Consider the following 11,700-nt stretch of genomic DNA (forward strand, 5'->3'; position numbering starts at 1 on the left):
GGTCGATGTGGAGGGTGGGGGGTAGTTGGCCGTGCTGCATGGCTTTGATCATTTTGATGGTGCCGGCGATGCCTGCTGCGGCTTGGGTGTGGCCGATGTTGGATTTGATGGAGCCGAGGTAGAGGGGTTGGAGGGTGGGGTGGTGTTGTCCGTAGGTGTTGAGGAGGGCTTGGGCTTCGATGGGGTCGCCGAGGGTGGTGCCGGTGCCGTGGGCTTCGACGGCGTCGATGTCGGCGGGGGTGAGGTGGGCGTTGGTGAGGGCTTGGTGGATGACGCGTTGTTGGGAGGGTCCGTTGGGTGCGGTGAGTCCGTTGCTGGCGCCGTCTTGGTTGATGGCGGAGCCGCGGATGAGGGCGAGGATGTGGTGGTTGTTGCGTTGGGCGTCGGTGAGTCGTTCGAGGAGGATGAGTCCGGCGCCTTCGCCCCAGCCGGTGCCGTCGGCTGCGGCGGCGAAGGGTTTGCAGCGTCCGTCGGGGGCCAGGCCGCGTTGGCGGGAGAAGCCGGTGAACATCCCCGGAGTGGCCATGACGGTGACGCCGCCGGCCAGGGCGAGGTCGCAATCGCCGTTGCGCAGTGCCTGGGCGGCGAGGTGGATGGCGACCAGGGAGGACGAGCAGGCGGTGTCCACCGTCACCGCGGGCCCCTGGAGCCCCAGCGCGTAGGCCACCCGACCGGAGATGACACTGGCGGCGCCGCCGGTGAGCAGGTGCCCCTCGAGTTCCGCCGTCGCCTCGTGCAGCCGCGGGCCGTAGTCCATGGCCGTCGCGCCGATGAACACCCCGGTGGCCGTCTCCCGGGCCGACGCCGGGCCGATGCCGGCCCGTTCCAGCAACTCCCAGGACAACTCCAGGGCCAGGCGCTGCTGCGGGTCGGTGGCCAGCGCCTCACGCGGGCTGATGCCGAAGAACTCCGCGTCGAACTCCGCCGCGTCGTAGAGGAACCCGCCCTCGGCGGTGGCGCTGCCGCCCGACCCGTCCGGGTCGGCGCCCCGCAGCACGGCCAGGTCCCAGCCCCGGTCGGCGGGGAACGGGCCCACCGCGTCGATGCCCTCGTACACCAGGCGCCACAGCGCCTCCGGCGTGTCGGCCCCGCCCGGGTAGCGGCAGCTGGCGGCCACCACGGCGATGGGCTCCTCGGCGCGGGTGCCGGACCGCGGTACGGCCGGGGCGCCGGCCCCCAGCGGCTGCCGCTGGTCGGCGGCGCGCAACTGAGCGGCGACCGCGGCGGGGGTCGGGTGGTCGAAGGCGAGCGTGGCGGGCAGCGGCAGCCCGGTGGCGGCGCTGAGCCGTTCACTCAACTCGGTCGCGGCCAGCGAGTCGAAGCCCAGCTGCCGGAAGGTCAGGTTGGGATCGACACGGTCCGCGGAGCCGTGCCCCAGCACCAGGGCGGTGTGCGTCCGGACGGTGGCCAGCGGATCCGCCGGGCCGGTGGAGCTGCCCGCGGGCGGCCGGGGAGCCGACGACGGGGCGGGCCGGGGCCCTGCCGGAGGCTCCTGGTGCGCCGGCGGCGCTTGCGCGGGCTCCTCCGCGGACTCCTCGGGCCAGTAGCGCTCCCGCTGGAAGGCGTAGGTCGGCAGGTCCACCCGCCGCGGCCGGTGTCCGGCGAACGCACGCTCCCAGTCGACGGCCGCGCCCCGGACCTGGGCATGGGCCATGGCGGAGACGAAGGTCTCGGCCTCGGGGCGGTTCCGGCGCTGGACCGCCACCGCCGTGGGGCGTGCCGCTTCGCCGGGGAGTCCGGCGAAGCACTCGCGGGCCATGCCGGCCAGCGCGGCGTCCGGACCCAGCTCCAGGAAGAGGTCGGCACCGGCCTCGCACAGGTGCCGCACCCCGGCCATGAACCGCACCGGCTGCCGGGCGTGGTCGGCCCAGTAGTCGGGCGAGCGCAGCTGGTCCTCGGTGGCCGGCCGCCCGGTCAGGTCGGAGATCACCGGGATGCGCGGTGCGGCGAAGGTGAGCCCCGCGGCGACCTCCCGCAACTCGGCGAGAACCGCGTCCATGTGCGGTGAGTGGAAGGCGTGGCTGACCGCCAGCACGGTGGCCTTGCGGCCGCGTGCCCGCCAGGCCGCGGTGGCCTCGCGCACCGCCTCGCGGTCGCCGGAGACCACCACCGAGGCCGGGCCGTTGACCGCGGCGATGCCCAGGCCGCCCTGCCCGCGCAGGGCTGTGGCGGCCTCCTCCTCGGTGGCCTGCCAGGCGGCCATGGCGCCCGGGGCCGCGACCGACTGCATCAGCCGGCCGCGGGCGGCCACCAGGGCGGCGGCATCGGGCAGCGAGAGCACCCCGGCGGCATGCGCGGCGGCGATCGCGCCGACGGAGTGCCCCATCAGATGGTCGGCCCGCAGCCCCCAGGACTCGACCAGCCGGTACAGGGCCACCTCGACGGCGAACAGCGCGGGCTGGGTGTACTCGGTCCGGTCCAGCGGCGCGGCCCTCCCCGCCGGCGGTGCGGCGGCGAACAGCACCGGCAGCAGCGGGGTGTCCAGGTGCGCGTCCAGGGCCGCGCAGGCGTCCCGCAGCGCCTCGGCGAAGACCGGGTAGGCCGCGTACAGTTCCCGCCCCATCCCGGGGCGCTGGCTGCCCTGACCGCTGAAGAGCAGGGCGACCCGGCCGCCGGAGGCCTCGCCGAGCACCGAACCGGCCGGCTCCGCGCCCTGGGCCAGCGCGTCCAGCCGGGCGAGCAGCTCGTCCGCGTCCTTGCCGAGCAGGACGGCCCGGTGCCGGAACGCGGTACGGGTGGTGGCCAGCGCGTGCCCGATGTCCACCGGGTCGAGGTCGGGCCGGCCGCGCAGCCGCTCGCGCAGTGCCCCGGCCTGGGCGCGCAGCGCGGCCGGGGTCGCGCCGGAGACCGGCCAGGGGATGACCGGCGGCGCGGCGGAAGGCGCCGCAGCGGGGGCCGGCGACGGGGCCGAGGGCGCGGGTGCCTCGGCCAGCACCAGATGGCAGTTGGTGCCGCCCATGCCGAACGAACTCACGCCGGCCGTCAGCACCCGGTCCGGGTGCGGCCAGGCGCCGAGCTCGGTCTGCACCCGCAACCCCAGCTCGGTGAGCGGGACCCGCGGGTGGGCGGTGGCGAAGTTGAGGCTGGGCGGTAGCCGCCGGTGCCGGATGCTGAGCGCCGTCTTCAGCAGCCCGACGACGCCGGCGGCGGCTTCGAGGTGCCCCACGTTGGTCTTCGCGGAGCCGACCCGCAGCGGGGAGCCGGCCGGCCGGTCCCGGCCCAGCTCGGCGCCGAGCGCCGCGGCCTCCACCGGGTCGCCGACCGGCGTGCCGGTGCCGTGCAGCTCCACGTACTGCGCCTCGGCGGGCGCCACCCCGGCCCGGAGGTACGCCTCCCGCAGCACCTCCCGCTGCGCCGCCGCGCTGGGCCGGGTCAGCCCGTCGGTGCCGCCGTCGTTGTTGACCGCCCCGCCCCGGATCACGCAGTACACCGGATCGCCGTCGGCGAGCGCCGCGTCCAGGGGTTTGAGCAGCAGCACCCCGCCGCCCTCGCCGCGTACGAAGCCGTTGGCCCGGGCGTCGAAGGTGTAGCACCTGCCGTCCGGCGACAGCCCGTCGAACTGGGCCTCGGCGGCCCGCACGCTGTCCTCGGCGAGGATCAGGTTCACCGCCCCGGCCAGTGCCAGATCGGCCTCGCCGCGGCGCAGGCTCTCGCAGGCCAGATGCACGGCCACCAGCCCGGAGGACTGGGCCGCGTCCACGGTGAGGCTCGGGCCGCGCAGGCCCAGCCGGTGCGAGACCCGGTTGGCGATGATGCCGCGGTGCAGCCCGGCCATGGTGTGCCGGGTGACCGCCCGCGGCCCGCGCCGGTGCCACAGCGCGGCGTAGTCGTCCCACATCGCGCTCGCGAAGACCCCGGTGCGGCTGCCGGACAAGGTCCGCGGAGGTATGCCGGCGTCCTCCAGCGCCTCCCAGGCAAGCTCCAGCATCAGCCGCTGCTGCGGGTCCATCGCCACCGCCTCGCGCGGTGGGACGCCGAAGAAGTCCGCGTCGAAGAGGTCCACGTGGTCCAGCAGCCCCGCGAACCGCGGCGGCGCCTGCGGGTCGGCGGGCCAGCGGCCGGCCGGCAGCGGAACGATGGCGCTCCGGCCGTCGCACAGCAGCCGCCAGAACGCCGAGGGCGCGGGGGCCTGGGGCAGTCGGCACGCCAGCCCCACGATCGCGATGGGCGCCGTCGGCCGTGACCGGGCCGGACGGGTACCAGCCATCACACCCCCATACTCGAATCGATGAACGACTGGTCGTGGCCGGGCCGGTGGGAAGGACCGCGGTGCGGGAGCGTCCGTGTTCAGGCGCGAAGTGCTTGCATTCTTGGCAGCGATCCTTAAGTCCAGCTAATCGGGTGCGTGTGAATCCCCGGTCGGTCGCTGCCCCGGAGACCGTCCGAAGACCCCGCGAGTTCAGCGGCCAGTGAATTGCAGGGCACTGTTGAATTCAAATGAGCCGGCGTGTTATGCAGGGCGGCGCCCGGGTGGTGTCCGGGCCGGGGCCAGGACGGAAGGGGCGGTGCCCCGCCGTGTGCCGGCGGACCACGGCTGCCTTGGGGGTTTGCGTGGGTTCCTCTGCATTCGACGGCGTGTGAGTACGGGGCCTGTTGCCCGGTTTCATCAGGTGATGCGCATCCGGCGCAGCATATGTCCATTCCACTCCGCTCTGCGGTGTTCCGTGAGCGCCGGAGGGCCGTCTGCTCGGCAGATGTGAGGAAACATCGAAAGTGCGACCGTCAGTTGACAGGTGCACATAGCGCACGGTTCCATCGGGAGATCGGGCTTATCAGCGGTGTGCTTCCCGGCCATGTCGCCCAAGGGGAGCCGCCGGCTTAATCGTCCTCAGAATTGCCGCTTGCTGTCCGTCAGATTGACGCGTTCGAACGTGATTCGAGATGGGGCGTGGTGTCGAGTGCGAACATTCTCCGGTGAATCCGAACGGTCCCGCCCCTCGGCGGCGATACCGAGGGGCGACCGCCTGCGATGAGGTACGAGATACTGGGGCCGATGCGGGTGGTCGACGGCGCGTCGATCACCTCCCTCAGCGCCCGGAAGATCGAGGTGCTGCTGGCCACACTGCTGGTGCGCGCGGAGCAGCCGGTCAGCGCCAAGGAGCTCATCACCGAGATCTGGGGCGAGCGGGCGCCGGGGCAGGCGCAGGGGGCCCTCCACGTCTACGTGTCGCAGCTGAGGAAGTTCCTCCGGCGGCCACAGACCCCGGTCAACCCCATCGTCACCGTGCCGACCGGATACCTGCTGCGGCTGGGCCCCGACGAACTCGACTTCCAGGTGTTCCAGCGGCTGGTGGGGCAGGGCGGGGCCGAGCGGAAGGCGGGCGACACCGAGGCGGCGTATGCCGCCTTCGAGGAGGCCATCGCCCTGTGGCGGGGGCCCGCCCTCGACGAGTTGCGCGACGGCCCGATCGTCAACGGCTTCGTCTGCTGGGCCGAGCAGGCCCGCCTGGGGTGTGTCGAGTCCCTGGTCGACGCGGGACTGCGGCTCGGCCGCCACCGCGAGTTCGTCAGCTACCTCTATGTGCAGACCGAGGAGCATCCGCTGCACGAGGTGTTCTACCGGCAGCTGATGCTGGCGCTCTACCGGTCGGGCTGCCGGGCGGACGCGCTGAGCGTCTACCAGTCGGCGCGCACGGTGCTCCGCGAGGAACTCGGTCTCGAGCCGCCCTGCTCGCTGCGCGATCTGCACCAGGCCATCCTGGTCGGCGACCCGGAGCTGGAAGCCGCCTTCGTCTGAGCTGTCTCCGGGACCGCGTCCGCCGCGTCCGCCGCGCCCGCCGCGGAGTGGCGGCGGATGCCGGCGACGGCGACACCCCGGGGGATCGGGCGCCGGGGCGGTCAGCCGGAGAGCAGCACCGCCTGGTGCAACTCCCTGAGCTTGGGCCCCGGTTCGAGCCCCAGCTCGCGGTCGAGCACGCTCCGGGCGGATTCGTAGGTGCGCAGGGCCTCGTCCCGGCGGTCGCACCGGTGCAGCGCCAGCATCAGCTGCCAATGGAATTTCTCCCGCAGCGGATACTCGGCGATGAGTGGCGACAGCCGGCCGATGGGCTCCTCATAGCGGCCGAGTTCGAGCTGGGAGTCGACCAGCAGTTCCGTGCACTCGATACGCATCTCGGAAATCCACTTCACAAAGCCCTCGACGATCGGACCGGGCCGCAGCTCGCCGAGCACCGGGCCGCGCCACAGCCCGAGCGCCTGCTCGAAGCAGACGCACGCCTCGACGTGCTGCCCGTCCCGCGCACTCTTCCGGCCCTCGGTCACCAACTGCTGGAACAATTCGACATCGAACTCGTCGGAAACCGTGTGGAGGAGATAGCCGCCAGGTCGCGTGACAATGGGACTGGACTTACCCGGGCGGTGCAGGAACTTCCGCAACCGGGAGATATAGACATGGATTCCGGCGGTGGCCCGCTGGGGGAGTTCCTCGCCCCAGATCTCGGTCATGAGGTGTTCCGCGGTCACCACTTTTTCCGAACGAATCAGCAGCACCGCCAGGACGACGGCCAGTTTCTCCGCCTTGACACACGAGCTGCCGCGTTCATCGACCACGCGGAGAGGTCCGAGAATCTCATATCGCACGATTTGGCCCCCTAGCCGACATCAGCTGCATCTTTTGTAGCGGAGCCGGGGGCCCGCTGTCCACAGGTCGACATAGCGCTCCAGTCGAATTCCGGTTGGAGTCGCGTACGGACACATCGCCGCGCATCGGACCGTTGGGCGCGACTTCAGAATCGCTTTGGTCGGGCAGGCCGTTTCCGACCGCTGCCCCTCAGGGATGACGGGCGGTGACCATGGCGTACCCGAGGTCCGGAATGTGTGCCATGGCCTCCTGGTTCGCGAGCAGCATGTCGAAGCCCGCGGCGCCGAACAGCTCCACGTACTGGTCGCGCTGCGTGCGCATCCAATCGGCGAAGCAGGCATTCGAGCGAGCCGTCCGCTCGGTGATGTCGGTGACCTCCAACGGGATGAGGCCGGCCCCTTCGACGAGTTCGGCGTACGCGTCGAACTCGGTCAGCGACGCGTACACGCTGGTGTAACCGGCCTCGGCCAATGGAGAGGTACCCGCCGACAGCTTCCGGTAGACCAGATCGGCGATGGGGAACCGGCCTTCGGGCCGGAGTACGCGGGCGATCTGGGAGAGAACCCGCGCCTTGTCCGGCATGTGGAACATGGACTCGATCGCCCAGGCTCCGTCAAAGAAATCCGCGGCATAGGGCAGCCGCATGGCGTCGACCCGCTCGAATCGCACCCGGTCGGCCAGGCCCGCGCTCCGGGCGCGCTCATTGGCGCGCGCCACCTGGCGTTCGCTGACGGAGATTCCGACCACCTCGACGTCGCATGCCCGGGCCAGTCGGAGCGCGGGAGTGCCGTTCCCGCAGCCCACATCGAGGATGCGGTCACCGGAATTCGGGGCGAGCCGCCGAATCATCTGAGCGGTCATCTGCTCCATGGCTTCTTCGAGCGTGCTCTGATCGTTTTCGTCGAGCCAGTAACCGTAATGCAGGTTACCGTCCCCGAGTTGCGCCATGATGTCGAAGATCCGGTGGTCGTAGTAGGTGCCGACGGACTGAGACTCGGGAGCCTCGGCCTCGGTCGTGCTGGCTATCCCATTCCGGCTCGTGTCCATAATTCGAGGGTATTCCCGGGAGGTTCGCCGCAACAAGACCTCTTCCCCCGCCCGCGCGCGCCAAGCCTCGGGACGGGCCCCGCGAAAGGGGATTCGGCCCGATGAGACGGGATCGCCGCACCGTGCGGGGCGGTCGCCCGCCGCACACCGGCGAAGAGTGTGGCGCAGATCACGCAACCTCGCCGCCTCCCGGCGTGGTCCCCACCACGTGCTGCACTCTTCCACCGTCCCCACCCCTAGGGGCCTGCCGATGCCGGACACGGTCGACCTGACCGTCGTGGTGCCCGCGTACAACGAGGAGCACCGGCTGCCCCGGACCCTCGACGCGATCTGCCGCTATCTGCGCTCCTCGCCCGGCCGGCACGCCGACTGGGAGCTGATCGTCGTCGACGACGGGTCCACCGACGGCACCGCCGCCGCGGTCCGCGAGGCGGCCGTCGCCGAGCCGCGCATCCGGCTGCTGGGGCCGCCTGCGGAGCACGCGGTGCCCGCCCCCTTCGCGGGCAACCACGGCAAGGGCCACGCGGTGCGGCTCGGCGTGCTCGCCTCACGGGGACGCCGGGTGCTGGTCACCGACGCGGACCTGGCCACCCCCATCGAGGAACTGGCGCAGCTGCACGAGCGGCTCGACGCCGGCTACGCCGCCGCCATCGGCTCCCGCGCGCGGTCCGGCGCCCGGATCGAGGTGCACCAGCACCCGCTGCGGCAACTGCTCGGCAGGGCGGGCAACCGTCTGATACGGGCGGTGGCCGTGCCCGGCGTCCGGGACACCCAGTGCGGCTTCAAACTGTTCGACGGCGCCCGGGCGCGCGCCGTCTTCGGGCGCTCCCGGATCGACGGCTGGGGCATCGACATCGAGATCCTGCGGATGTTCCGCGAGGCCGACTGGCCGGTGGCCGAGGTACCGGTGCGCTGGGCCCACCAGACGGGATCCAAGGTGCGCGCGCTGGACTACCCCAAGGTGCTCCTGGAACTGCTGCGGCTGCGCACCCGGTCGGCCCGGGAGCGGCTGCGGCCCGCCGACCGGGCCGTACTGCTCACCTACCTGCTGCTCGCCGGATGGCTCTTCAAGGGACTGTGGGCCGACCTCGACCGCCGCTACCTGGTCGACAGTGCGCACGACCAGGACCAGTGGGAGTGGTTCTTCGGGGTCACCGCCCACCACGTCCTCGGGGCGCACGACCTGTTCTTCACCACCCTGCAGAACGCCCCGCTCGGGGTGAACCTGATGGCCAACACGGCGATGCTGGGGCTGTCGGTCCCGCTCACGCCGGTCACCGCGCTCTTCGGCCCGGCCGTGACCTGGGCGCTGGTGCTGACCTGCGGTCTGGCCGGCACCGCCGCCGCCTGGTACTGGCTGCTGCTCAAACGCTTCGTGGCGTCCCGCCGGGCCGCGGCGATCGGCGGGGCGCTGTGCGCCTTCGCCCCGCCGATGGTCTCGCACGCCAACGCGCACCCCAACTTCGCGGTGCTGTTCATGATGCCGCTGATCATCGACCGGCTGCTGCGGCTGCGCGAGGCGGCGCCGGACCGCACCACCCGGGAGGGGGTGGTCCTCGGCCTGATGCTGGCGTACCAGGTCTTCCTCGGGGAGGAGGCGCTGCTGCTGGCCGCCGTCGGCCTGCTGCTCTTCGCCGCGGGCTACGCGGTCGCACACCCCGCCGCCGCCCGTGCGGCACTGCGCCCGCTGGCCCGCGGCCTCGCCGTCGCCGCCGGACTGGCGCTGCTGCTGTGCGCCTATCCGCTGGGCCGGCAGTTCTTCGGCGCCCAGAGCTACACCAGCGTGCTGCACGGCGCGGTGGGCAATCCGCCGGGCGCCCTGGTGGCCTTCGCGGGCCGTTCACTGGCCGGCGATCCCGCCACCGCCGACACCCTGGCCGTCAACCGCACCGAGCAGAACGCCTTCTTCGGCTGGCCGCTGGTGCTGCTGGTGCCGGTGATCGTGCTGTGGCTGTGGCGGGAGCCCCGGGTCCGGGCCCTGGCCTGGGTGGCCTTCGGCACGGTGCTGCTGTCCCTGGGGCGTTCCATCCCGCTGCCGGGGACGGAAGCGGAGCTGCCCGGACCGTGGCGGCTGCTCGCCGACCTGCCGCTGTTCGAGTCGGTCATCGAGTCCCGGATGGCGATGGTGGCGGCACCCGCGGCCGGCATCCTGATCGCCCTGGCCTGCGACCGACTCCAGCGCGCCCGCCCCGAGAGCCGGGGCGCACGGGCCGGCCGGGCCGCCGGATGGGTGGCGGTCGCCGCGGCGCTCCTGCCGATCGCCCCCACCCCGCTGGCCACCGTCGACCGGCCCACCGTCCCCGCCTTCATCGCCGACGGCACCTGGCGCGACTATCTGCCCGAGGGCAGCACTCTGGTGCCGGTACCGGTGCCCGACCCCGTCCACACCGAGGCCCTGCACTGGCAGACCACCGCGAAGTTCGGATTCTCCCTGCCCGGCGGCTACTTCAACGGACCCTACGGCCCCGACCGGATCGGTATCTACGGCCCGGTGCTCCGCCCCACCGCCGTCCTGCTGAACGAGGTCGCCCGCACCGGAACCGTCCCGGAGATCGGACCGGCGCAGCGCCGCGCCGCCTGGGCGGACCTGCGCTTCTGGCAGGCGGGCGCGGTGGTGCTGGCACCGCAGCCCGGTGACCAGGCACTCCGTGTCACCCTTGAGCGACTGCTGGCGGAGCGACCGCGCTGGGTCGGCGGTGTGTGGGTGTGGCAGCTGTCCCCGGAACGCGGGCTCGGCGCCACGAGCGGCGTGAGCGGGGGAAAGTGAGCGGAACATCATGAGGTGGAGCGGAGCCGCGGACCGAGCCGAGGCCGAGGCCGAGGACGAGCGGGCGTACACCGCCTACGTCACCGCACGGCTGCCCGCCCTGCGCCGCATCGCGCACCTGCTCTGCAGGGATCCGCACCGGGCCGACGATGTCGTGCAGACGACGCTCACCCGGCTGTACGTCCACTGGCGGCGCGCCCGCGCGGCCGACGACCTGGACCGTTATGTGCACACCATGCTCGTCCGCTGCTTCCTCAACGAGCAGCGGCTGGGCTGGGCACGGGTCCGGTTGTCCGGGACCCCGCAGGAGACCCCGGGGCTCCCGCCGGCCGCCGGCGGGCCGGACATCGAGACCCGCGCCATGGTGCACACCGCGCTCTCCCGTATTCCGGCGCGGCAGCGCGCCGTGCTGGTGCTGCGCTTTCTGTGTGATCTTCCGGTGGCCGAGGTGGCCCGGATTCTCGGCTGTTCGGAGGGCAATGTGAAAAGCCAGTCCGCGCGCGGCCTTGCTCGGCTGCGCACCCAACTCGGCGGTTCACCGACCGCGTTCGCGAGTGCCATGGAGAGGAGCGGCGGCCGTGCTCGATGAGGAGGCGGAGTGGGAGGCGGCGCGGCTGCTCTCCCCGCTGCGCGAAGCCGGACCGGGGCCCGGGGCGCCGGGCGTCGACATCGACCAGGCGGTACGTCAGGGACGGCGACGGGTACGGGCCCGCCGGGCGGCGGTACCGATGCTGGCGGCCATGGCCGTCGCGGTGGCGGCGATGGCGCTGGCCCTGCTCGCCCAGGTGCTGCCCGGCGACCGGGGGGCCCCGCCCGCCGACCGACCACCCGCCCCGTCACCCACGCCCAACATTCCGTCGTCCAGCGCGCCGTCCACCGGTACGAGCCCCAGCGCTCCCTGGACGACGCCCTGGAACCCGAGTCCGTCCAAGACCGGTGACACCCCGACACCGGACACCGGCGGCTCCCCGACCATGGACGGCCAGTCCAGCATGCCGCCGTACAACCCGGGTACGCCGACCACCGGTGCCGCCGTGCCCGCGGGTTCCGCCACCGCCGGCGGCGCCCTCACCCCGACCCCGACCGGCACCGGCTGATCCGGCGGGGCCCGCCGCCGTACACGGTGCCCGGACGGCCCGCCGGCAGCCGGGGGATGTTCCCTACGGGGCCGCGGGCGGGTGCACCGGGTGCTCGCCCCCCGTGCCAGGCGGCGGCCGGCCGTGGGTCGCCGGTGCGCCCCATGGGCCGGCGAGGCGGTGCCGGGCAGGGGGCGGCCGCACCGCCGACGGGGTGGACCGGGTCGGAC

Annotated in this window: 7 protein-coding genes; 4 read left to right on the forward strand and 3 right to left on the reverse strand. The window is 72.9% G+C overall.

The window, feature by feature from the left end:
• Positions 1–4,207 (reverse strand): type I polyketide synthase (locus tag E4099_RS20755; RefSeq protein ID WP_135340599.1); only part of this gene is annotated, 4,207 nt, incomplete at its 3' end.
• A gap of 762 nt (positions 4,208–4,969) precedes the next feature.
• Between E4099_RS20755 and E4099_RS20760 the strand changes: the two genes are divergently transcribed.
• Positions 4,970–5,737, forward strand: coding sequence for an AfsR/SARP family transcriptional regulator (locus E4099_RS20760; protein ID WP_135340600.1), 768 nt, complete (start codon positions 4,970–4,972; stop codon positions 5,735–5,737).
• Between the two features lie 101 nt (positions 5,738–5,838).
• Here E4099_RS20760 and E4099_RS20765 read toward each other — a convergent pair whose 3' ends face one another.
• A complete protein-coding gene (locus E4099_RS20765; RefSeq protein ID WP_342451934.1) occupies positions 5,839–6,549 on the reverse strand; it encodes an AfsR/SARP family transcriptional regulator in 711 nt (236 codons plus the stop codon).
• A gap of 220 nt (positions 6,550–6,769) precedes the next feature.
• The gene (locus E4099_RS20770; RefSeq protein ID WP_135340602.1) at positions 6,770–7,627 is read right to left on the reverse strand and encodes an SAM-dependent methyltransferase; all 858 of its coding nucleotides are present in this window, start codon (positions 7,625–7,627) and stop codon (positions 6,770–6,772) included.
• Between the two features lie 250 nt (positions 7,628–7,877).
• Here E4099_RS20770 and E4099_RS20775 point away from each other — a divergent pair, with 250 nt between their 5' ends.
• The 3 genes from E4099_RS20775 to E4099_RS20785 are packed head-to-tail and all read left to right on the forward strand — an operon-like array spanning position 7,878 to position 11,491.
• Positions 7,878–10,394 carry a dolichyl-phosphate beta-glucosyltransferase gene (locus tag E4099_RS20775; RefSeq protein ID WP_135340603.1) on the forward strand — a complete coding sequence of 839 codons (2,517 nt, stop codon included), beginning with the start codon at positions 7,878–7,880 and terminating at the stop codon, positions 10,392–10,394.
• Between the two features lie 10 nt (positions 10,395–10,404).
• Positions 10,405–10,983: a SigE family RNA polymerase sigma factor gene (locus E4099_RS20780; protein ID WP_135340604.1), complete on the forward strand. Its 579-nt coding sequence runs from the start codon at positions 10,405–10,407 to the stop codon at positions 10,981–10,983.
• Positions 10,973–11,491, forward strand: coding sequence for a hypothetical protein (locus E4099_RS20785; RefSeq protein WP_135340605.1), 519 nt, complete (start codon positions 10,973–10,975; stop codon positions 11,489–11,491). Before E4099_RS20780 ends, E4099_RS20785 begins: the two co-directional genes overlap by 11 nt.
• Positions 11,492–11,700 lie beyond the last annotated feature (209 nt).

Source organism: Streptomyces palmae (assembly GCF_004684805.1).
In the GTDB taxonomy this organism is placed as follows: domain Bacteria; phylum Actinomycetota; class Actinomycetes; order Streptomycetales; family Streptomycetaceae; genus Streptomyces; species Streptomyces palmae.

What these genes read in the sequence shown, in the direction of transcription:
- E4099_RS20770 (WP_135340602.1), bottom strand. Translation starts at nt 7,627, where the DNA reads ATGGACACGAGCCGGAATGGGATAGCCAGCACGACCGAGGCCGAGGCT.
- E4099_RS20780 (WP_135340604.1), top strand. Translation starts at nt 10,405, where the DNA reads ATGAGGTGGAGCGGAGCCGCGGACCGAGCCGAGGCCGAGGCCGAGGAC.
- E4099_RS20760 (WP_135340600.1), top strand. Translation starts at nt 4,970, where the DNA reads ATGAGGTACGAGATACTGGGGCCGATGCGGGTGGTCGACGGCGCGTCG.
- E4099_RS20775 (WP_135340603.1), top strand. Translation starts at nt 7,878, where the DNA reads ATGCCGGACACGGTCGACCTGACCGTCGTGGTGCCCGCGTACAACGAG.